This window comes from Streptomyces sp. NPDC037389 (assembly GCF_040636475.1).
GTDB lineage: Bacteria > Actinomycetota > Actinomycetes > Streptomycetales > Streptomycetaceae > Streptomyces > Streptomyces hesseae.
In genome coordinates this window covers 536,341-557,880 of record NZ_JBEZUS010000003.1, presented here as the reverse complement: position 1 = coordinate 557,880, position 21,540 = coordinate 536,341, and the positions used below count along the sequence as shown (strand labels likewise).

Here is a 21,540-nt window from a genome sequence, read left to right as displayed (position 1 = left end):
ACTTTTCGACGTGATCCGATCGGTGCCGTGGCGGGATCACCGCACACCGGCCACCGCCCGGTGCGCTCACTCGTGGAGCCAGAAGCCGGTCCGCTCCCGCCACTGCTCCAGCAGCGCCGCGTCCCCCGTGACCTCCGGGCCGCCACCCGCCGTGGGCCGCCCGTAGACGTACAGCAGGAGGTCGGCCAGTGGGGCGCTCGCCACGACGGCGGCCTCCCCGAGGGCACGGTTCCAGACCGGGACGTTGCCCGTGAGGTCCACCCGCCAGTGCGCCCGCGCCCCGGGCGCGGTGCCGGTGGCACGGAACGCGAGCGTACGGCCGGGGCCCAGCAGTGCGGGCACCCCGGGCCCCGGGGCGAACGCTTCCGGCACCGAGCCGAAGGACATCCACTCGTCGAGCGCGTCGGCGGCGACGTCCTCGGCGACGGCGAACTCCACACCGGCGGCCCGCGCCGCGTCCGCGCGGTGGACGGCCGTCTCGTGCGTCATCCTGCGGGCCCAGAACGCCGGGGAGGCCTCCCCGGGCACCGGCGTCCACACCCGCGACCCGGGCCCGGCGTCCCGCAGCGCGGCCACCAGCAGCTCCGCGCCCTCGGCCAGCCACGGACCGACCACGGTCAGGTCCTCGTCGGTGTACCCGGCGACGTCGTCGAGCCGCGCGTGGGACACGGCCTCCGACGACCGCGTCCGCACGATCGTCTCCGCCCAGCGGTGCGCCCAGCCCAGATGGCGCAGCAGCTGCCCGAGGTTCCAGCCGGGGCAGGAGGGCACGGGCGCACTCAGGTCCACGCCCTTGACATGCGTCGTCAACAATTCGGTCTGCGTGAGGATTTCGGCGCGGAGACGGTCGAAGCTCAGCTGTGTCATGCCGCCACGGTACGACCCGTGGTCGTAGGGCGCCTCCGCCGTGCGGCGGAGGGGCACCGGCCCCCGGAAGGATGTCCCGGGGCGCGGTGGACGGCAGGGTGGGGAGTGACGCCACGGCCGGCGGGCCCACGCCGCATCGCAGGGGAGTGCGGCGCGGGCCCGCCGACCGTGGTCCGGTCGGATGTGGTCCGGTCGGCAGTGCTCCGCGTCAGCGGAGGACGACGTTGTAGGCGGGGGTGACGTCGGGCTGGAGGTCGCCGTACCCCAGATCGGCCAGGATGGGGCCGAGGTGCTTGGCGAAGGCCTCCAGCGCCTCGGACGACTCCCAGACGTCGACGACCCGCCAGCCGCCGTCCACCGGGCCCGCGATGTGCGCGAGCAGTCCGGGCACGGGAAGGTCGGCCGGCGAGGTGAAGCCGCGGCCGTCGGTGATACGCGTGATGCAGTCGTCGTAGAGCTTCTTACCTGCGGCGCCCTCGACCTGGAACGTGACGATGATGGCCATGGTGGCGTGTGCTCCTGTCCCTGAGATCCGTGTGCGGCACGGCCCGCCGGGCCGTACGGACCAACGATCGCCCCCGAAACCGCCCGGGACACCCTCGTGGGTGGCGGCTCGTCGGAGCGCCGGGAGCTGATCCGTACGGTCCGGGCGCGGGTGCCGGTGCGGTGTGCTCAAGTCCCGTGGCCCGGGCGGCACCGAGGGACGTGATGGGCGGCAGACGGAACCCACCCCGCCGGTTGCCTATGCTGGCGGGCGTGAACGCCGCCGACCCCACCCCTCAGGACACCCTCGACGCACTGGCCGCCCAGGACGAGCTCACCGGCCTCGACCTCACCGGCCTGGACCTGCGCGCGGCCCTCGCCCGTCGCACGGCCCCCGTGGCCCTGCGCCGCTGCGACCTCAGCCGGGCCGATCTGCGCGGCGCCGATCTCACCGAGGCCGTGTTCGACGACTGCGTCGCCGTCGAGGCCCGCCTCCCGGAGGCCGTGCTGACGCAGGCCCGTTTCTCGGGCGGCTCCTTCGCCTCGGCGGACTTCGAGGCCGCCGACCTGGGCGACGCCGTCTTCGAGCGCACCGACCTCGCCAACGCCCGCTTCGCACGGGCCATGCTGGACGACGCCGCCTTCACCGGCTGCCGGATGACCGGCGCGGACCTGTCCGCGCTGCGTGGCCTGGCCGTCACCCTGACCCTGCGGAACTGCGCGATGCAGCTCGTCGACCTGCGTGACACGGCCCTGCGCGGTATCCACCTGACCGGCTGTGACCTGACCGAGGCACACCTGTACCGCGCCGACCTGCGGGACGCGGTCTTCGAGGACTGCCGGCTGCGCGAGGCGGACCTGAGGGAGGCCAGGCTGGACGGCGCCGACCTGCGCGGCGCCGACCTCGGCGAGATCGGCGAGGCCGTGGTGTCCCGGCTGCGCGGCACGGTGATCTCACCGGGGCAGGCCGCCGCCGTGTGCGCCGCGCTGGGCCTGCGGGTGGTCGGCTGAAGGCCCGCGGAAGCCCTATCGCTTGACGGCCTCCCCGGCCTTCGCCCAGTTGGCGCGCAGCCGGTCCAGATACGACTGGGCCTGGGGGCCGGGCTTCGCGCCCCGGGCGAACGCGCTCATGTTGCCCGCGCCGGCGTTGTAGCCCAGGGCCAGCAGCTCGTCCCTGGTGTAGGGACCGGACGGTTTCCGCGGCAGGCCCGTGGCCAGGTCGTGGAGGAACCACGCCGCGGCCTCGACGGCCAGGTCCGGGTCGTCGGGCAGCTCGTCCCACGACCGGTTCGCGAAGTCGCGGCCCTGTTTGGTGTCGCCGAAGGCCGCCTTGTGCATGTTCGCGATGCCGAACGCCGAATCGGGCTTCATGCGCTGCCAGGCGCGCTCCAGCGCCGGGTCGTGCGGCTTGTACGACTCGTTGTAGAGGATCGCCATCAGCAGCTGGGCGTCGGTCTTCGCCTGCCCCGCGTATTTCACGACCTGGGGTGCGAAGCGAGCGGGGTCCTGGTTCGCGGGCTGCCCCGACGCGCTCGGCGCGCCGGGGCTCGCCGAGGCGGGCGGCGGCGCGGCGCGGTCGCCCGTGCCGCCGCAGGCCGCGAGGGACCCGGCTGCCGCGACGGTCACCGCGACGGTCACCGCGACCGTCGCAGCGAGCCGCCGTAGGGATCGCCGGGGTGCCATGCGCCGTCCGCCTCCTCACCCGCCCCGAGGGGCCCTCACCATCCGCCGGAACGGTCCGTCAGAACGGTCCGTCAGAACTGTCGGTCGGAACCGTCCGTCAGACGTTGACGCCGAAGTCCGAGGCGATGCCCGCCAGCCCCGAGGCGTAACCCTGGCCGATGGCCCGGAACTTCCACTCGGCGCCGTGCCGGTAGAGCTCGCCGAAGACCATCGCCGTCTCGGTGGAGGCGTCCTCGGTGAGGTCGTAGCGGGCGAGCTCACGGCCGTCGGCCTGGTTCACCACGCGGATGAAGGCGTTGCGCACCTGCCCGAAGCTCTGGCCGCGCTGGTGGGCGTCGTAGATGGACACAGGGAAGACGATACGGGCGACCCCGGGCGGGACCGTGCCCAGCGAGACCTGGATCTGCTCGTCGTCCCCGTCGCCGCCGCCGGTGAGGTTGTCCCCGGAGTGGACCACCGAGCCCTCGGGGCTGCGGAGGTTGTTGAAGAAGACGAAGTGCTGGTCGGAGAGGACCTTCCCGGCCGTGTCGCACAGCAGGGCGGAGGCGTCGAGGTCGTAGTCGGCGCCGGTGGTGGTGCGCACGTCCCAGCCCAGCCCGATCATGACGGCGGTCAGGCCCGGGGCCTCCTTGCTCAGTGAGACGTTGCCGCCCTTGGCCAGGGTCACGGCCATGTTCTTCCTCCGGAGTTCGCTGGTCTGCGTGCTGTCATTGCGCAATAACGCCAGGCCAGAGCCTATGGTTCCCGACTTGCGCAAGCAATGAAGTAGTTTGTGACGAAGTGCTTTGCGGTGAAGTACCTTGTCACGCCTGTCACCCCTCTTCGGCCAGTACGACGATCTGGTCCCCTTCGTACAGAGTCAAGGGCTCGGTCCTGGACGGGTTGAGGCGCACCCCGTACGAGGGCGCGGTGTCGCGGTCCCGGCCGAGCCGGTAGCCGATTGCGGTCTCGCCCCGTCTGCGGGCGGCCTCGACGGCGGTCGCGAAGGTGGCCTCGGCGCCGGGCACCAGATAGTGGTCCGCCGGTTTGAGGTAGATCTCCGAGCCGGCCGGGTCGAGGAGGATGCGCAGCACCCGGTAGAGCCGCTGGTTCTCGGCCAGTTGCGTCAGCAGCAGGCAGATCAGCTTGTTGCTGACGATGAAGTCGTCGGCCTTGGTGACCTGGGCGACCTCGCGGTTGCTGTCGTTGTTCATCTCCGAGACGATCGAGTACGGGTCGCCGAGGCCGACTTCGATGTCACGCAGGTGCAGCAGCGTCACCAGCGTCTGGTTGTCGGCCTGTTCGGGGTCGACGGTCTCGTCCGAGAGGACGAGGATGTGCTGGTAGTCGCCGGGGGAGAGGGCCTCCAGCGACCGCCTGTTCGTCGGTTCGCAGTGCCTGTGCCCCAGCCGGAGGCGTTCCGGCGCGAGGTCGTCGAACCCGGCCGGACGTGCGGGGGAGGCCACGTCGAGGGCCGAGTCGGGCCGGGTGAACCGGTCCAGCAGCTCGATGATCTTCGCGGCCCGGGAGTTCCAGCCGATCAGCAGCGTACGGTCGGGGGCCGGCGGCCGCCCGGTGCCCCGGGCGATCGCCGCCTCCACGATCGGCGGCGGCCCGTCCGCGAGCCGGATGTACTCGTCGTCCCAGGCGACCAGGATGATGCCGTCCTCCGCGCCGATGAGGGTGTCCATGGCCGGGTTCAGCAGGATCCGGCCGTCCGCCCGTGCCACGCCTATGGGCACGCCGAGGGCGTAGCGGTGTAACGCCTCCCCGTAGGAGACCCCGGCGAGGGCCGGTTCGTGGGCGATGTAGATCTCGTTGCCGTAGAAGCTCAGCAGTTCGTTGCAGACCGTGGACAGGCCGGCCTGCCGGTGCGACTGCACGGTCAGCCGTACGGCGAGGTCGTCCGCGTCGACCACCAGGCCGCTCGGCCCCGCCGCGAGCCGGGCGGCGGCGAGGTTGCCCTCGTCCTGCACGGCCGCGATCAGCGGCGGCCGCCCCTTGGCCCACGGCCTGTTGTTGAGGACCAGCAGCACCTTGATCACCCTGGTGTCGCTGTCCCGGGAGAACGACGGCAGCACGACGACGGCCTTCGCCGTGTCCGGGCTGACCAGCTCCAGGTCCGTCTGCTTCAGCGGATTGCCGGACCGGCAGATCACCTGCGTACGGCGGGTGTCGGGGACCCGCAGCCGGATCTGCTCCTCCATGCCCACCTTGTCGCGGTCCGCCAGGATGACCACGCAGGAGCGCCGCTCGCTCTGATTGGCCTCGGCCAGCTCCTCGACCACCGTGAACACCTGCTCCGACCAGCCCAGGACGACGGTGTGGCCGCTTTCGATGATCGGCGAGTGCCCCTTGCGCAACTGCTGGATCCGGTGGTCCAGCCCCGTGGTCAGCACACCGATGAAGGTGCTGACGATGAAGATGCCCCCGATGGTCACCATCAGCATCAGCGCCAGGAACACCCAGCCCCCCTGGTCCCCGCCCATGGTGCCGGGGTCCAGGGTGCGCAGCATGCTCATCCACGCCACGCCCTCCCAGCCGCCGTTGGCCTCGGTGTCCTCGTCGGTGAACGTCACCACCAGCACGGTCGTCAGGCCTATCAGCACCAACGACGCCATCGCCAGCCAGCCGATGAGGGCCGGCGTGCCACGGTCCATGGTGCTGTCGAACCAGTACCGCAGCCGCTCCCGCCACTTCACCGCACCACTCCCGCCGTCCGCCGCCGACGGGGGAGGTTCTACCCCCGTCGGGGCGCCGGTAGCCCGGTCCGCGCGCCGGTCACGCGCCGCTGGGCCGGGCCCGTACGTGGATGCGCTCGCCCTGCGGACCGAAGAGGCTGAGGAACTCCACCGGCTCTTCCCCGGCGTTGGCGAAGCCGTGGGGGACGCGCGTGTCGAACTCGGCGGCCTCACCGGCGGTGAGAACGAGATCGTGCTCGCCGAGCGCCAGCCACAGCCGCCCCGACAGGACGTAGAGCCACTCGTAGCCCTCGTGGGTCTTCTGCCCGGGCCGTACGTCCTTCGGCTCCCGGGCCGGGACGATGTGCTTGAAGGCGCGCAGCCCGCCGCCCAGGTCACGGGTCAGCGGGATGAAGGTCTTCCCTTCCCGGGTGAACGGGCGGGGATGGACGCGAGGGTCGCCGGTGGGCGGCGCGCCCACCAGCTCGTCCAGCTGGACGCCATAGGCCTTGGCCAGCGGCAGCAGCAGTTCGAGGGTCGGCTTGCGCTGCCCGGCCTCCAGCCGGGAGAGGGTGCTGAGCGAGATCCCGGTGGTCTCGCTCAGCCGCGCCAGGGTGACCCCGCGGTCGTGACGCAGCGCCCGCAGCCGGGGGCCGACAGCGCTGAGTACCTGGGGAATGTCGTCGTCGGTCATCCCTCCATTTGCCGATCCGGCAAGAAATTTTGTCAAGCGGCCGGGGTCCGGGCGAGGCTCGACACGGACCCGCGACCGAAAGGGAAGACTCCCGATGAGCATCAGCGAGCACCAGCACCAGCACCACACAGAAGGCGCCGACGCCGACGTCGACGCCGCGGAGTACTGGGAGCGGCGCTACCAGGAGCGCGAACGCGTGTGGAGCGGCAGGGCGAACCCCGTCCTCGTCGACGTCGTCGAGCCGCTGCCGGCCGGCACCGCCCTCGACCTGGGCTGCGGCGAGGGCGCCGACGCCGTCTGGCTGGCCCGGCGCGGCTGGCGGGTGACCGCCGCCGACGTGTCCGCCACCGCCCTGGCCCGGGCCTTGGGCCACGCGGCCGACGCGGGCGTCGCGGACCGGATCGACTTCCAGCGGCACGACCTGGCCCGCACCCTCCCCGAGGGCACCTTCGGCCTGGTCTCCGCCCAGTTCTTCCAGTCGAACGTGGAACTGCCCCGCGAGCGGATCCTGCGCGCCGTCGCGGAGAAGGTCGCGCCCGGCGGCCTCCTGCTCGTCGTCACCCACGCCACCGTCCCCCCGTGGTCCTGGCACCCCCATGAGGACGCCGCTGTCCCCACCCCGGAAGAGGAACTCGCCGCGCTGGGCCTCGCACCGGGCGGGTGGCACACCGAGCGCCTGGACGCCCCCGCCCGCCAGGCCGCCGGCCCCGAGGGACGGACGGCCACCGTCACCGACAACGTCATCGCCCTCCGGCGCGCCGCGCGTTGAGCACGCGGGCCCGCTCGGCGGGGTCCCGCCGGGACCCCGCCGGGTAGGGTCGACGGCCATGGACAACGCCATGGACAACGCCATGGACATGAACATCCTCGTGCTCGGTGGTACGTCGTTCGTGGGCCGCGCGATCGTGGAGGACGCCCTGCGCGGCGGCGCCCGGGTGACCCTGTTCGGCCGGGGCAGGACGGGCACCGGCCTGTTCCCCGGGCTGACCCGGATCGTCGGAGACCGCGACACCGGCGACTACGCCGCGCTGCGCGACGGCCGTTGGGACGCCGTCGTGGACGTCAGCGGCTACGTCCCACGGCACGTCGGCCAGGCGATGGACGCGCTGGGCGACCGCGTCGGCCGGTACCTGTTCATCTCCAGCCACGCGGTCTACGACAACACGGGCCTGCGGCCGGGCTCCGACGAGGACACCCCCCGCCGCCCGCCCGAACGCGACACCGAGGTGCTCGACAACACCACGTACGGCCCGTGCAAGGTCGCCTGCGAGGACGACGTCCTGGCCCGGTACGGCACCCGGGCCACCATCGTCCGGCCGGGCAAGGTCGCCGGCCCGTACGACCCGTCGGACACCTTCACCCACTGGGTGCGGCGGGCCGCCCGAGGCGGCCGTGTCGCCCTGCCCACCGACCCCGCCCAGCCGGTCCGGATCGTCGACTCGCGCGACCTGGCCCGCCTCGTCGGCCGGCTGCTCGCCGACGACCGCCCCGGCGCGTTCCACGCCGTGGGCCCCGCCGAACCCACCACGCTCGGCGGCCTCATCCGCACCTGCGCCCGCGTGGCCGGGACACGGGTCGAGATCGTCCCCGTGACGGTGGCCCCCGACGAGCTGCCCCCGCTCTTCCCGCTCCTGCGCCCGGACCGGCCTTCCCAGCAGCGCAGCCCGGCCCGCGCCCGGGCGGCGGGCCTGCCCGCGACCCCGCTGGAGGTGACGGCGGCCGATGTCCTCGCCTGGGACCGCGCCCGCGGTCTGCCGGCGATCCGGCGCGGTTTCAGCCCCGGACAGGAGAGGGAACTGCTGGCGCGCCACGACGGCCCGGCCCGGGCTTCCGGGTGAACGGAGGGGACGGGCGGTGTCGTGCCCCGGTGTCCGAGGAAGGCATCAGGCGCGAACACCGAGGAACGAGGAGGGCGCTGTGGAGATGCCTCAAGTGGCCGTGTGCGAGGTTGCCGAGTGCGCGTACAACGAGGACACCGCCTGCCATGCCCTGGCCATCACCGTGGGCGACTCGACCCGCGCGCGCTGCGACACGTTCTTCGTGCACCCGTCCAAGGGCGGCGACGCGTCCGCCGTGGGGCGGGTGGGGGCCTGCCACATGGCCGGGTGCCTCCACAACGTCGGGCTCGAGTGCCAGGCCCCCGGCATCACGGTGGCCGCCCTCCAGGACGCGGCGGACTGTCTGACGTACACGGCGCGGTGACGGTCAGTCGCCCACGAGTTCCGCCGCCTCGTGGGCGTCGAGGAGTGGGCCGGTGAACTGCCGCAGCGTCCCCCGCCCCCTGTCCCGGACCAGTACATGGAGGGCCAGGGACGGGGCCACCGCCTCCATGAAGGCGGCGGGGGTGTTGGAGCGGACGACCGGGACCCGGTTGTACGGGTGGGTGTTCTCCGCGCCGCGGTCCTCGTAGCCCCACCGCGCGGGCACGGCGCGCAGCAGCGCCTCGCCGATGTAGCGCACGGCCCCGGAGGTGAAGTCCGCGTTGGGCGCGGCGTCGATGGCGGCACGGTCCGGGTAGCGCGACAACAGCAGCGGCTCCAGCGCGTCCAGGGAATCGAGACCGAAGTCGAAGGGGAAACCGGCCGGAAGGTGGGCCCGGTGCCACTCCTCCAGCGCGGTGTCCATGGTGGCCAGCCACTGGTCGAGGAACGCGCACGCGGGCCCGGTCATGCTCGCGCGGTCCTCGGCCGTGTACGCCTCGGCCCGGCCGGGATCGTTCAAGTTCTCCGCCTCCATCGTCGCCGGGACCGTCCGCCCGGGAAATCCGCCGCCGCTACGGTACAGGGACGCGTTCGGCGTTCCGGCAGCGCAAACGCCCATGTCGGTTCACTCGAACGGTAGATACGCGCCGACCGCTCGACGCGCCCACGGTTTGCCCACCCATGGGCGTAGCCCCGCCGGACCGGGGCATACTCCACGACCGTGACGGAAAAGCCCGCCCTCGTACCCGCCCCCGGGGCGCACCCGCACCCCGCCCCGCGCCGACGCCGCCGCGCCCCCGTCTACGAGCTGATCGACTGCGCCCTCCGCGGGCATCACCTCGTCGGCACCGACGCCGCCGCCGTGCGCGGGGCGGACGCGCTCGTCGTCCGCGAGACGGACGACGGGACGCGCTGGCACCGTTGCCTCCGCTGCGACGCGTGGCTGCCGCTGCCCGCCCCCGCCCGGCCGGAGCGGGAGTTCCCGCCCGGCCGGGCGGAGATCGCGCTCCCGCTGCGAGGCAGGCCGCTGCGCGACCGGTACGTCCTGCGGCTGATCGCCATCGACCGGATGGTGCACTTCGTCGTTCTGGCCGTGCTCGCCGCCGCCGTCTTCGTGTTCGTCCATGAGCGGAGTCGGCTCCAGAAGCCGTTCTACCGGATCGTCGACGCGATCCAGAACGGCGTCGGAGGGCCGAGCGGGCTGTCGAACCACGGGCTGCTCAAGGACCTCGACAAGGCGTTCGCCGCGCACACCTCCACCCTCTGGATCGTCGGCCTGGTCCTGGCCGCGTACGCGCTGCTCGAAGGCGTCGAGGCCGTGGGGCTCTGGTACGCGAAGCGGTGGGCGGAGTACCTCACCTTCGTGGCGACGGCGGTGCTGCTGGTGCCCGAGGTCTACGAGCTCACCGGGCACATCACCGTCGCCAAGATCCTCACCCTGGTCATCAACCTGGCCGTTGTGCTCTATCTGCTCATCGCCAAGCGGCTGTTCGGCGTCCGGGGCGGTGGCGGGTCCGAGGCGGCCGTGCGTGCCCACGACACCGGCTGGGGGGCGCTGGAGCGGGTCTTCACGGGGCGTGCTCAACCGCCCGCCGCACCCGGCATGTCCGGCAGCGCCCGACCGTAGAGCCAGCCCGCGAAGAACCCGCCCAGCGCCTCGCCCGTCACCTCCTCCGCCAGCGCGATGAACCGTTCGGTGTCGCACACGCCGCCCCCGTACCGGGTGAGCAGCTCGCGCGCCAGACGGAAGAACGCGTCGTCGCCCACGGTCAGCCGTAGCGCGTGCCGCGTGCCCGCGCTACGGCCGTACATCCAGTCCTCGTACATCTCGGCCGGCCCGGGGTCCGCCAGGACCGACCCCCTCGGTGTCCCGGCGCGCCGCAGCCCGGCGGTCTCCGAGGCGGCCATCGCCGACGCGGCGGGACCGCCGGAGGCCTCCCACCACAGCCACTCGGCGTACGTCGCGAACGCCTCCTTCAGCCAGAGGTCCCGCCAGCCCCGGATGCCCACGTGGTTGCCGAACCACTGGTGGGCCAGCTCGTGTGCCACCTCGTCCTCGTGGCCCCGGACGCCGTCGACGCGGTCGGTGCCGAACACCGGGAAGGTCTGCGCCTCCAGGGGGTCCCCGACGTCGTCGTCCACGACCACGACCCCGTATTCCCCGAAGGGGTACGGGCCGAAGAGGTCCGTGAACGCCCGGAGCATTCGCGGCTGTCCGCCGAAGTCGTACGCCGCCCGGTCCGCCAGCCGCTCGGGGAAGGCGTTGCGCAGCAGGACGCCGGGCGGGCCGCCGGACTGCTCGGTGAGGACGAAGCGGCCGATGGCGACGGTCGCCAGGTACGGCGCCATCGGGTTCGCGTGCTCGTACACCCACGTGGTACGGCCCGCTCCCGCCGCCCGGCGCTCCGTCAGCAGGCCGTTGGCGCACACCTGATACGGCCCGGGGGCCGTGATCTCGAAGCGGTGGGCGGCCTTGTCGTCGGGACGGTCGTCGCAGGGGTACCAGGACGAGGCGCCCACCGGCTCACTGGCGACCCGCACGCCGCCGTCCCGGGTGCGGAACCAGCCCGCCGCGTCGTCCAGTTCGGGCAGACCGACCGGCCGGGGCACCCCGTGGTAGGCCACGGTCACCTCGACGGGCTCGCCCGCAGGCAGGGGGCGTCCCGCCACGAGGTGGAGCTTCCTCTTGCGGTGCCGGAAGGCCACGGCCGTGCCGGCGACCGTGACCCGGGTGACGCGCAGGCGCGCCAGATCGAGGTCGAGCTCGTCGAGCGGGTGGTCGGGGACGACGGTCAGGGCCGCGTTGGCGAGGACGCGGCCCGAACCGGGCTTCCAGTCGAGGCGGATCCGGTAGCGCGCCACGTGGAAGGCCGTGCTCCCGTGGCCGGGGAAGTAGCGTTGCCGCCGCCGGGCCGGATGGCACACGGTCTCAGCGGGCCAGCCGGCCCAGCAGGGAGGCCGCCGCGGCGATGCCCAGGAGCGCGGCGAGGGTGAGGACGGCGAAGTCGGTGACGAGGTGGGCGTGGGTGCCGATGAGGAGCCCGCGCAGGGCGTCCACCTGGTAGCTGAGCGGGTTCACGGCACTGAACGCCCGCAGCCAGCCGGGCATCACGTCCACCGGGTAGAGGGCGTTGGAGCCGAAGAACAGCGGCATGGTGATGGCCTGGCCGATGCCCATGAGGCGGTCGCGGGTGAGCACGATCCCGGCGATCGTCATCGACAGGCAGGAGAAGAAGGCCGAGCCGAGGAGGACGACCACGAGAACGCCCAGCAGCCGCAGCGGGTTCCAGGTGAGCGCGACGCCCAGCACCGCGGCGATCGCGATCACGACCACGGCCTGGATCACCGCCTTCACCCCGGACGCGAAGGCCTTGCCCGTCACCAGCGCGGCCCTGGGCGTGGGGGTGACCAGGAGCTTGGTGAGGACACCGGAGTCCCGCTCCCAGATGATCATGATGCCGTAGAAGATGGCGATGAACATCGCCGACTGGGCGATGATCCCGGGGGCGAGGTAGTCGATGTACGGGACGTTCCCCGTGGGAATGACGCGCATCCGGGTGAAGGTCTCGCCGAAGATCAGCAGCCAGAGCGCCGGCTGGACGGCCCGCGTGTAGAGCTCGGTGCGGTCGTGCCGCAGCTTCTGCAGCTCGACCGCGCACATCGCGGCCACCCGGGCCGGGACGACCCGCAGACCGCTGCGGGCGCGCGGCGGGGTCAGCAGCAACGCGAACCGCTGCTCCGGGGCGACGTCCGGGCCGGGCCCGGTATCAGCCGACGCGGGACGCGGTGCGGCGGGTACGGCGGACATCGCTGAACTCCCCTCGCTGGTCGGGGCCCGGGTCGCCCAGCCCGCTGCCCGCGAAGTGCCGGAAGACGTCCTCCAGGGAGGGCGGCGGCGAGCTCGTGTCACCGGACTCCCGGCGGTGGACGACCAGTTCGGCCTTGAGCTCCTCGGGCGTGCCCAGGGCGCGGATACGCCCGCGGTGCATCAGCGCCAGCCGGTCGCAGCGCTGGTCGGCCTCCTCCATGGAGTGGGTGGTCACCAGCACGGTCATGCCCGTGCCCGCCCGGATGTCGGAGATCCGCTCCCAGATGCTGTCGCGGGCGATCGGGTCCATGCCGATGGTCGGCTCGTCCAGGATCAGCAGGCGCGGGGCGCTCACCAGGGCCTGGGCGAGCTCGAGGCGGCGGACCATGCCGCCCGAGTACGTTCCGGCGGACCGCTGCGCGGCGTCGGCCAGGCCGACCGCGTCCAGCGCCTGCGCGACGCGCGCGGCGCGTTCACGGCGGGGGACGTCGAAGACCCGGGCGAAGAGGGCCACGTTCTCGCGGCCGGTGAGGTTGGCGTCGGCGGACAACTGCTGGGGCACATAGCCGAGCAGCCGCCGGACGGCCATCTTCTGCCGGGCCGCGTCGTGCCCGAAGACCTCGACGACGCCCGGCGGAACGGGCAGGAGCGTGGTGATCGCGCGGATCGTGGTCGTCTTGCCCGCGCCGTTGGGCCCCAGGAGGCCGAAGACCTCGCCCTGCTCGACCCGCAGGTCCAGGCCGTCCACGGCCTTGGTGGCGCCGAACGAGTACCGCAGGTCCGTGCAGCTGAGGGCCGCGGTGTCCGTGGGTTCCCCGGAGGTCTCCGGGCGGTGGGTGATGGGAGTGGTCATGGCACCTCCGCGGTGTCAGACGGGTTCCGCGTCCCGTAGCGACGCGGACAGCCTGCGCAGCGCCGGCAGCGCCGCCGCCAGGGCCGCCCGGTCCCCGTCCGTGAGCTCCCGGACGTGGTCCCGGAAGAGTGCGGCGCGCCGCGCGTCCCAGTCCCGAAGCCGTTCCCCGCACGACGGCGTCGGGAAGAGCAGCACGGCGCGCCCGTCCCCGGGGTCGGCCTCCCGGAGCAGCAGGCCGGCCGACATCAGTTGATTGACCAGTGTGCTGACGGTGTTGGCGGCCAGGCACAGCTCGCGGGCGGCGGCCGAGACGCCGATGCCGGGGCGGGCCGTGACCAGTCGCATCAGTTCGACCTGGGCGCCACGGGGCCGTGGCGCCGGAAGGCCGTGCCAGAGCCTCCGGCGGGCCAACCGCTGGATACCGGACAGGACCCCGGCGAGCTCGTCGGGCAGACTCCCTGCGGCCATACCATCATTTTAGCTCTGTGTAAGAGCTACCGACAGACGCCGGCACGCGCCGGTTCGGCCCCGGCGCACGCCGCGTGCGGGGCGTTCGCCGCCCTGCCGGACGGCACCACGCGCTTGGCCGGTTCGGCGTCCGCGCCGAGGCCGAAGGACCGGTGCAGCGCGCGCAGCGCGTCCGGGAGCCGGTCGGCGGGGCAGAGCACCGAGATCCGGGTCTCCGTCGCCGTGATGGTCTCGAACCGCACGTCCGCCCTGGCCAGCGTCTCGCAGAACGCCGCGATCGCGCCCGTGCGGGTGCGGACGCCGGAGCCGACGAGCGAGACCTTGCCGATGTCGTCGCGGCAGGTCACCTTCTCGTGGCCGATCTCCGCCCGGTGCTCGCACAGCGCCGCGAGCACGGCGGGCACATCGCTCTCGGGGAGGACGAATCTGATGTCGCCGGCCTGTTCACCGGGCCCGCACACCGGCGGCTGGACGACCGTGTCGATCTCGGCACCGGCGTCCGACACCACCCGGAACACCGTGGACACGGCCCCCGGACGGGCCGGGACGGCGGTCACGGTGACCTCGGCCGTGGACAGGTCGTGCGCGACGCCCGCGAACGGCGCGCGCTCCGGGCAGGCGGCGTGTTCGGCGCACGCCCCGCGCTCCGGTTCGTCCGGGCACGCCGACACCACCGTGCCGGGGCAGCCGCCGTCGCAGGCGCGGACGCGCACGGTCACACCGTGCCTGCGCGCGTACTCCACGCTGCGCGGGGCCAGTACCTTGGCGCCGCTCGCGGCCAGCTCCAGCATCGTGTCGTAGTCCAGCCGGGACAGCGGCCTGGCCTGCGGCACCAGATGGGGGTCGGCCGTGTGGACGCCGTCCACGTCGGTGTAGATCTCGCAGACGTCCGCCTTGAGCGCGGCGGCCAGCGCGATCGCCGTGGTGTCGGAGCCGCCGCGGCCCAGCGTGGTGTCCTCGCCGGTCTCCCGGCTGACGCCCTGGAACCCCGCGACCAGCACGACCATCCCGCGGTCGAGTGCCTGCCGCACCCGGGTGGGCTCGACGCCGATGATCCGGGCCCGGCCGTGCACCGAGCTGGTGATCACACCGGCCTGCGGGCCCGAGAAGGAGCAGGCCGGCACCCCCAGCGTCTGGACCGCCATGGCCGTGAGCGCGTTGGAGATGCGCTCGCCGGCGCTCAGCAGCATGTCGAGCTCGCGACGCGAGGGGACCGGCGCCATCTCCCGCGCCAGCCCCAGGAGCTGATCGGTGGTGTCGCCCATGGCGGAGACCACCACGACGACGTCGTGGCCTTCGTCGTGCGCGGCGACGATGCGTTCGGCGACGCGCCGGATCCGCTCGGTACTCCCTACCGAGGAGCCGCCGTATTTCTGGACGATGAGCATCGTTCGGGGCCTTCCACTACGGAGTACGTGCGGTTGAATCGACTACGGGCACGCCGGGGCGCGGGGTGTGCGGGCGGTGACCGCGTCGACGAGGATCGAGCAGGCGGTGTCGACGACCTCGGCCGTCACATTGAGCGGCGGCAGGATCCGTACGACGCAGTCGTCACGGCCGCCGAGCTCCACGATCAGCCCGTGGCGCAGCGCGTGGGCCTGTACGGCCGAGGCGGCCTCGGTCGCGGGCCGGCCGGTCACCGGATCGGCCAGCTCGATGCCCCACATCAGGCCCCGGCCCCGCACCTCGCGGACCCATGGACGGCCCGTCAGCGGCGCCAGCCGGTCGGCGATCTGCTCGCCGCGCCGCCGGACGTTGCCCAGCACGTCGTCGCGCCGGATCACCCGGATCGCCTCCACCCCGGCGGCGAACGCCAGCTGGTTGCCCCGGAAGGTGCCGATGTGGGCGCCGGCCTCCCAGGTGTCCAGCGCGGCGTCGTAGAGGATGACGGCGACGGGCATGCCGATGCCGCTCAGGGCCTTGGACGCCACGACGACGTCCGGCTCGACGCCGTACTGCTCGAAGGCGAACCATGTGCCGGTGCGGCCGCAGCCCGTCTGCACCTCGTCGACCACCAGGGGGATGCCGAGGTCACGGGTCAGGTCCCGCACCCGCCGGACGAATTCGGGGCGGGCCGGGACCACGCCGCCCTCGCCCTGCACCAGTTCCAGCAGGACGGCGGCGGGCAGCGGGATGCCGCCGAGGCTGTCGGTCAGCGCCTGCTCCAGGTACTCGGCGCGGTTGTACGGGAAGAAATGGACGCCGGGCATGGTGTTGGCCACGTTCCGCTTGGCGGACACCAGGCCGCTGAGCGCCATGGCGGCGTGGGTACTGCCGTGGAAGCCGCCCTGGAAGGAGACGACGTCCCCGCGGCCGGTCGCGGTCTTGCACAGCTTGATCGCGGCCTCGACCGCGTTGGCGCCGGTGGGCCCACAGAAATGGATCTTCATCTTGTCGCGCAGCCCCGGGCGGAGCATGGACAGCTGGGCCTCGGTGAAGGCGTCCTTGACCGGGGTGGGGAAGTCCAGGCCGTGGGCGAGCAGCCCCAGCTGCCGGGTCACGCTCGCGACGACCTCGGGGTGGTTGTGGCCCAGCGAGAGCACCCCGGCGCCGGCGAGGAAGTCGATGAAGACGTTGCCGTCGACGTCACGCACGAAACTCCCGGAGCCCTCCTCCAGGGCGATGGGCAGATGCCTCGGATACGTCCGGGCACTGGACTCCCGGAGCTCCTGACGGGCCAGCAGCTCGGCGGAGAGCGGGCCGGGCAGCTCGCCCTCGACGTACGGGGCGGTCAGCGGGCGGGCGGTGACGAGCGAGGTCATGACGCGCCTCCTGCGGTCGCTTCGGGGGTTTCCGCGGTCGTCCGGGCGGGGGCGGCGGGCGTGGCGGGCCGGGCGGGGATGCCCCGCCAGCTCGTGCCGTCGGGCAGGGACTCGCCCTTCATGACGAGGGACATCGAGTCGAGCCGGGCACCGGACCCCACCCGCGCGTCGTACAGGACGACGCAGCGCACGCCGACCGACGCCGACGCCCCGACCGTGACGTGGGACATCTTCATCACCCGGTCCTCGAACAGATGGGTCTGGAGGGAGGTGACCTCCCCGACCGCCGCGTCGTCCCCGACCTCGACCAGGTCGAACTCCGTCAGGTACGTGGTGGACAGCCACACCCGTCGCCCGATCCTCACGCCGAACAGGCGCAGCACCCAGCAGGCCCAGGGCGTGCCGGTCAGCAGATTGAGGAAGGCGGGCACGACCAGGTTCTCGAACAGGCCGGTGACCAGCTCCGTGCGCCGGACCCAGACGCTCCACAGCGGCTCCTCGCGCGGCCGGTAGCGGCCCACGACCAGCCACTTGACCATCACCGTGATCAGGGTGGCGGCCAGCCCCGCCACCAGCACCAGGGCCGGGCCGAGGAGGAACAGCGCCAACGGGCGGAAGGCCTCGGCCACGCGCAGCGCGACGTAGAGGCTGCCGAGGCCGCACAGCGCACCGATCGTCGCGGGCAGGGTCACCCGGAAGTACTCGATGGCCAGGCGCGCGGCGATCAGCCCCCGGCTCGGGCTGTAGGTCAGCCTCGGGTCGAACGCCTTGCCGGCCTCGCGGTGCGGCAGGAAGATCGCGGGGGAGCCCAGCCAGGTCGTCTCGGGGGAGATGGGCGTCTCGGGCGCGAGGGAGTGGACGCCCAGGAGGGCGTTGTCGCCGACCCGGCGGGAGCCGGGCACCAGCGCCCCGTTGCCGACGAACGCGCGCCGCCCCACCTCGGCGGGCGCGAGCGCGATCCGGCCCCGGTGGTAGACGGCCGGGCCCACCATGCTGATGTCGGCGACGAAGCTCTGCTCGCCGATGACCAGCATGTCGGGGTCGACGAAGCTCACGGTCGCCACCTCCGCCCAGCGTCCCGTCCGCGCCCCCAGTCGCCGCAGGAAGGGCACGAGGTAGAGGGTGGAGTACAGGGCGTGGGTGAGCGTCAGGCTCAGTGTGAGCATGCCGTCGCTGATCCACTTGCGTACCCCGAAGGCGCCGCGCTCGGAGTGGAGCCCGGCGGGCGCGCCGGGCATGACGGCCCGTTTGACGAGGAGGACGGTCGCGCAGACGGCCAGCACCGTCAGCGGTCCGGCCACGGCCGCCGCCGCGCAGGCCCAGGCGAAGCCGTAGTGCCAGGCCGCGTACGCCACCACCCATGTGGGGATGGAGATCATCAGCAGCGGGACGAGCGTGAAGAGCAGCGCTCCCGCCGCGTAGCCGGCCAGTACGGGGACGGGCCAGGGCCGTTCGTCGTCGGCGCGGGCGGCCATGTCCGCCAGCAGGGGCGGGGTGGCGTCCCTGCGGGTCGCCGGCGCGCCGGCCCAGTGCTCGCCGGAGGGGACGGCCTGGTCCTCGGGGACGAGCGACTGCTCGCCGATCGAGGCCCCGTCGCCGATGACGGCACCGGGGAGCACCACGCTGTTGGCGCCCACGAAGCAGCCGGAGCCGATGCGTACGGGCGCGAGCCGCAGCCGTCCGCCCGAGACGGTGTACGGCTGGATACGGGCGCCGTAGCCGACGGCGGTCCGGTCGCCGATCTCGACGAGCGCGGGCGGGAAGACGAGCGCCGACAGATGGCAGCCCCGGCCGATCCGGGCGCCGAGCAGCCGCAGACAGCCGGCGTAGAGCGGCGAGCCGGGCAGCAGGGCGACCGGTGACGTGGCGAGCACCCTGCCGTGCAGCCAGAACCGCAGATAGGTCACGCCCCACAGGGGATGGTCCCCGGGTCGTACGCCGGCCATGAGCAGCCGGCAGATGAACAGGGGCAGCACGCCCAGGGTCAGGACCAGCCAGCCCGCCGTCAGCAGCAGGAACGTGGGCGCCGGGAGGTGGGCGACCGTGTCCAGGGCGCTGCCGGCCAGGGGCGCCCGCACGGGGGCGCGCCACGTCTCGAAGAAGCGGTACAGCACGGCCACCGCGGCGAGCGACGGCAGCAGCAGCCACGCGTACAGCGCCATGAGCTGGGCGATGCCGCAGCCCGCGACGCGGAGGGTGGAGTGGCGCAGGGGAGGGGGAGCGGGTGTTTCGCGGGCGGGTGTCCGCGCACCCGTGGACGCGATGAAGGCGGCCAGGTCGCGGACGGTCGGGTGGGCGTAGAGGTCGCCCATGGCCACGTCGCTGAGCGCGGGGTCCTGGCGCATCCGGGAGATCAGCCGGGCCGCGGTCATGGAGTGACCGCCGAGGTCGCAGAAGAAGTCGTCCTCGACGGAGATCTCGACGGAGATCCCGCCATCGGTGCCGCCGGCGCCCAGGACGTCCTGCCAGAGGGCGGTCAACCGCCGCTCCAGCGGTGTCGCCGGGGCGGTGCGCGGCCGGGTGCGGCGGGCGAGCGGCGGGGAGACGGGTGGGGGCAGCGCGGCCCGGTCCACCTTGTCGGCGGCCAGCAGCGGGAACCCGGGGAGCACTTCCAGGAACGAGGGGATCATGTAGCCGGGAAGCCTGTTGCGCAGCCGGACCCGCAGCCGCTCGCGCAGCTCCTCCTCCGAGGGCCGGTCGGCGGCGTGGCAGGTGAGGGTGACATAGCCGATCAGGCCCTGGGCGACGCCCTCGCGCTCCAGGGGGGTGACGACCGCGTTACCGACCGCCCGGTCCTCGCGCAGAATCGTTTCGATCTCGGCGAGTTCTATGCGGTAGCCACGGATCTTCACCTGGGTGTCGGTGCGGCCCAGGTATTCGAGCTCTCCCGCCCCGATGAAGCGGCCCCGGTCGCCCGTGCGGTAGACGCGCGGGGCGCGGTCGCGGTCCTCCGGCACCGGGTTGGGGACGAAACGCTCGGCGGTCAGCTCGGGGCGGTTGACGTAGCCCAGGGCGATGCCGGGGCCGCCGATGCAGATCTCGCCGCTCTCGCCCCGGGCGACCGGGCGGAGCTTCTCGTCGAGGACGTAGACACGGTAGGTGGGCAGGGGCGTGCCGATGGTGACCGGCCGGTCGGGGGCGAGCTCACCGCAGGTGGCGGTGACGGTCGCCTCCGTGGGGCCGTAGGCGTTGAGGATGCGCCGGCCGGGGCGCCACCAGCGGCGCACCAGGTCGGGAGGGCACGCCTCGCCGCTGACGAGCAGGCTGCGCAGGGTGGGCACCTCCGCCTCCAGCGTCATCAAGAGGGTGGGGACGCAGCACAGCACCGTGATGCCGTGCTCGATCAGGAAGTCGTTCAGCCCCTCGCCGGCCCGCCGGTCGTCGCCGGGCCCGGCGACGAGGGTGGCCCCGGCCAGCCAGGTCGGCCATATCTCCTCGACGGCGAAGTCGAAGGCGAGGGAGAGGCCCTGGTAGACCCGGTCCTCCGGCCGTACGCGGTAGACGGGGGCGACCACACGCAGGAAGTTGACGATGCTCGCGTGCGAGACGGCCACGCCCTTGGGCCGGCCGGTGGTGCCGGAGGTGTAGATGACGTAGCAGAGCGAGGACGGGCCCGCCCGGACCCCGGGCCGGGTGTCCGGCCGGCGGGCCAGCAGCTCCTCCGCACGGTCCAGTTCGAGGACGGGACAGTGCAGGTCACGGGTCTTCTCGGCCAGGGACGAGGTCGTCACCAGGTCGGACAGCTCCGCGTCATGGACGATGAACGCCAGCCGGTCGGCAGGGAAGGACGGGTCGAGCGGCACATAGGCGGCGCCCGCCTTGAGCACCGCGAGGAGGGCGGCGTAGCCGTCGGTGGAACGGTCGAGGAGGATCCCCACCCGGGAGCCCTCCCCGGCGCCGCGCTCCCGGAGCAGATGCGCCAGCCGGTTGGCCCGGCGGTCGAGCTCCGCGTAGCCGAGGCGCCGTCCGTCGCAGATGACGGCGGTGCGGCACGGGGCTTTGTCGCAAGCGTATTCGAAGTACTCGGCCAGGGTCCGGACGTCGGGCGGCGCGCCCGTGGCCCGGGTCCCGGCGGACCCCGCGGCTGTCGTCGGCTCTGTCATGACCTCTCCCTGCGGGGCGGATCCGCAGCATGTGTGCCTTGCCTGTCCATATGTACGGATTGATGAGGTGCGCTGTTCATCCGATGGGCCCGGACGACGGCGTCTGCGGAATCTTCACGTCGAGCTTTTGACGAGTGGAATGTAGCGTTTTATCCCTCTTCTTCCACGGTAAGTAACGTGACCGCAAAGGGGAAATGGAAGGACGGTGGTGGGTCGCCGGTCCTCGGGGAAGGCGCCGGGGACGGGCCGGTGCGGTGCGGCGCCTGTCCGGATCCGGTGGTGTACGGCGCCGGGCGCGGCGGCCATGCTGGAGCGGCGCCCGAGAGGACCATCACGGGGCCCGAGAGGCCCGCCGACGGGGAAGGACTCCGCATGAATCCTCACGTGAACCGCCCGAACCGCCGGCTGAGAACCTTGAGCACGCTGGTCGCGAGCGTCGCGCTCGCCCTGAGCGGGACAACGGCCACGGCGGCACCGCCGACGCCGCCCACGGCGACATCGATACAGGCCGGCCCGCTCTTCAACCTACGGAACGCGGCCGACCCGAACGGCAACAAGTGCGTGGGGCTGGCGAACAACGGCAGCACCGCGAACGGGACGACCCTCGTCCTGTGGGACTGCCACCTCAACTTCGATCAGTGGTGGTACCAGGGCGGCGACGGCGTCTCCCTGCGCAGCAACGCCTCCGGCTATCCGTACGGCAAATGCATAGGCCTGGCGGACAACGGCAGCACCGCGAACGGAACGCGCCTCGTGCTGTGGGACTGTCACCTCCACCCCGACCAGTGGTGGCGGATGCAGGCCCTGGGCGACGGCAACGTCGCCCTCGTCTCGGGGGCGGGCCAGGACAAGTGCGTGGGGCTGGCGAACAACGGCAGTACGGCGAACGGGACGCCGTTGGTCCTGTGGGACTGCCACTACCACCCCGACCAGCGGTGGTTCACGCGTTCGTAGCGCG

At 72.9% G+C, this 21,540-nt stretch carries 19 protein-coding genes and 1 pseudogene; 6 read left to right on the top strand and 14 right to left on the bottom strand.

The genetic code is table 11. The features are described 5' to 3' along the window. Positions 1–66 precede the first annotated feature (66 nt). Together AB0E98_RS09250 and AB0E98_RS09245 are read right to left on the bottom strand one after the other, a co-directional pair. Positions 67–867 carry a maleylpyruvate isomerase family mycothiol-dependent enzyme gene (locus tag AB0E98_RS09250; protein WP_361700336.1) on the bottom strand — a complete coding sequence of 267 codons (801 nt, stop codon included), beginning with the start codon at positions 865–867 and terminating at the stop codon, positions 67–69. Positions 868–1,075: 208 nt separating this feature from the next. Then, the gene (locus AB0E98_RS09245; protein ID WP_361700333.1) at positions 1,076–1,372 is read right to left on the bottom strand and encodes a hypothetical protein; all 297 of its coding nucleotides are present in this window, start codon (positions 1,370–1,372) and stop codon (positions 1,076–1,078) included. A gap of 251 nt (positions 1,373–1,623) precedes the next feature. Between AB0E98_RS09245 and AB0E98_RS09240 the strand changes: the two genes are divergently transcribed. Beyond that, a complete protein-coding gene (locus AB0E98_RS09240) occupies positions 1,624–2,361 on the top strand; it encodes a pentapeptide repeat-containing protein (RefSeq protein WP_361700330.1) in 738 nt (245 codons plus the stop codon). A 15-nt stretch (positions 2,362–2,376) separates the two neighbouring features. On the opposite strand, the gene AB0E98_RS09235 is transcribed toward AB0E98_RS09240, so the two are convergent. The 4 genes from AB0E98_RS09235 to AB0E98_RS09220 form a co-directional block, all read right to left on the bottom strand. Beyond that, positions 2,377–3,033 carry a transglycosylase SLT domain-containing protein gene (locus AB0E98_RS09235; protein WP_361700328.1) on the bottom strand — a complete coding sequence of 219 codons (657 nt, stop codon included), beginning with the start codon at positions 3,031–3,033 and terminating at the stop codon, positions 2,377–2,379. Positions 3,034–3,130: 97 nt separating this feature from the next. Continuing rightward, positions 3,131–3,706 (bottom strand): TerD family protein, encoded by a 576-nt coding sequence (locus AB0E98_RS09230; protein WP_361700325.1) that lies wholly within the window; start codon positions 3,704–3,706, stop codon positions 3,131–3,133. Between the two features lie 139 nt (positions 3,707–3,845). Continuing rightward, the gene (locus tag AB0E98_RS09225; RefSeq protein ID WP_361700323.1) at positions 3,846–5,714 is read right to left on the bottom strand and encodes a potassium transporter TrkA; all 1,869 of its coding nucleotides are present in this window, start codon (positions 5,712–5,714) and stop codon (positions 3,846–3,848) included. Positions 5,715–5,793: 79 nt separating this feature from the next. Continuing rightward, positions 5,794–6,387 (bottom strand): XRE family transcriptional regulator, encoded by a 594-nt coding sequence (locus tag AB0E98_RS09220; RefSeq protein ID WP_361700320.1) that lies wholly within the window; start codon positions 6,385–6,387, stop codon positions 5,794–5,796. 94 nt (positions 6,388–6,481) lie between these two features. On the opposite strand from AB0E98_RS09220, the gene AB0E98_RS09215 reads away from it, so the two are divergent. The 3 genes from AB0E98_RS09215 to AB0E98_RS09205 all read left to right on the top strand — a co-directional run bounded on the left by AB0E98_RS09215 (position 6,482) and on the right by AB0E98_RS09205 (position 8,589). After that, entirely contained in the window at positions 6,482–7,156 is a 675-nt protein-coding gene (locus AB0E98_RS09215) for a class I SAM-dependent methyltransferase (protein WP_361700318.1), read from the top strand. 58 nt (positions 7,157–7,214) lie between these two features. Continuing rightward, on the top strand, positions 7,215–8,225 hold the full coding sequence (locus AB0E98_RS09210; protein ID WP_361700315.1) for an NAD-dependent epimerase/dehydratase family protein: 1,011 nt from the start codon (positions 7,215–7,217) through the stop codon (positions 8,223–8,225). Positions 8,226–8,310: 85 nt separating this feature from the next. Further along, a complete protein-coding gene (locus tag AB0E98_RS09205) occupies positions 8,311–8,589 on the top strand; it encodes a DUF1540 domain-containing protein (RefSeq protein WP_361700549.1) in 279 nt (92 codons plus the stop codon). A 3-nt stretch (positions 8,590–8,592) separates the two neighbouring features. On the opposite strand, the gene AB0E98_RS09200 is transcribed toward AB0E98_RS09205, so the two are convergent. Next, positions 8,593–9,108, bottom strand: a complete 516-nt coding sequence (locus AB0E98_RS09200) for a hypothetical protein (protein WP_361700313.1) — start codon at positions 9,106–9,108, stop codon at positions 8,593–8,595. A gap of 201 nt (positions 9,109–9,309) precedes the next feature. Between AB0E98_RS09200 and AB0E98_RS09195 the strand changes: the two genes are divergently transcribed. Then, on the top strand, positions 9,310–10,215 hold the full coding sequence (locus AB0E98_RS09195) for a DUF2127 domain-containing protein (protein ID WP_361700310.1): 906 nt from the start codon (positions 9,310–9,312) through the stop codon (positions 10,213–10,215). On the opposite strand, the gene AB0E98_RS09190 is transcribed toward AB0E98_RS09195, so the two are convergent. From AB0E98_RS09190 to AB0E98_RS09160, 7 genes and pseudogenes are all read right to left on the bottom strand, one after another. Next, positions 10,170–11,513, bottom strand: coding sequence for a M1 family metallopeptidase (locus tag AB0E98_RS09190; RefSeq protein WP_361700307.1), 1,344 nt, complete (start codon positions 11,511–11,513; stop codon positions 10,170–10,172). The genes AB0E98_RS09195 and AB0E98_RS09190 overlap by 46 nt on opposite strands. 4 nt (positions 11,514–11,517) lie before the next feature. Continuing rightward, the gene (locus AB0E98_RS09185; protein ID WP_361700305.1) at positions 11,518–12,396 is read right to left on the bottom strand and encodes an ABC transporter permease; all 879 of its coding nucleotides are present in this window, start codon (positions 12,394–12,396) and stop codon (positions 11,518–11,520) included. Further along, positions 12,356–13,249: an ATP-binding cassette domain-containing protein gene (locus AB0E98_RS09180; protein ID WP_361700303.1), complete on the bottom strand. Its 894-nt coding sequence runs from the start codon at positions 13,247–13,249 to the stop codon at positions 12,356–12,358. Before AB0E98_RS09180 ends, AB0E98_RS09185 begins: the two co-directional genes overlap by 41 nt. Positions 13,250–13,264: 15 nt before the next feature. After that, positions 13,265–13,717, bottom strand: a complete 453-nt coding sequence (locus tag AB0E98_RS09175) for a MarR family transcriptional regulator (protein ID WP_361700301.1) — start codon at positions 13,715–13,717, stop codon at positions 13,265–13,267. Between the two features lie 116 nt (positions 13,718–13,833). Beyond that, positions 13,834–15,105: pseudogene (locus tag AB0E98_RS09170) on the bottom strand (aspartate kinase); the annotation flags it as partial. 42 nt (positions 15,106–15,147) lie between these two features. Then, positions 15,148–16,479 carry a diaminobutyrate--2-oxoglutarate transaminase family protein gene (locus AB0E98_RS09165; protein ID WP_361700298.1) on the bottom strand — a complete coding sequence of 444 codons (1,332 nt, stop codon included), beginning with the start codon at positions 16,477–16,479 and terminating at the stop codon, positions 15,148–15,150. Beyond that, positions 16,476–20,582 carry a Pls/PosA family non-ribosomal peptide synthetase gene (locus tag AB0E98_RS09160; protein ID WP_361700295.1) on the bottom strand — a complete coding sequence of 1,369 codons (4,107 nt, stop codon included), beginning with the start codon at positions 20,580–20,582 and terminating at the stop codon, positions 16,476–16,478. Before AB0E98_RS09160 ends, AB0E98_RS09165 begins: the two co-directional genes overlap by 4 nt. 414 nt (positions 20,583–20,996) lie before the next feature. Between AB0E98_RS09160 and AB0E98_RS09155 the strand changes: the two genes are divergently transcribed. Beyond that, positions 20,997–21,536 carry an RICIN domain-containing protein gene (locus AB0E98_RS09155; protein WP_361700292.1) on the top strand — a complete coding sequence of 180 codons (540 nt, stop codon included), beginning with the start codon at positions 20,997–20,999 and terminating at the stop codon, positions 21,534–21,536. Positions 21,537–21,540: the final 4 nt, after the last annotated feature.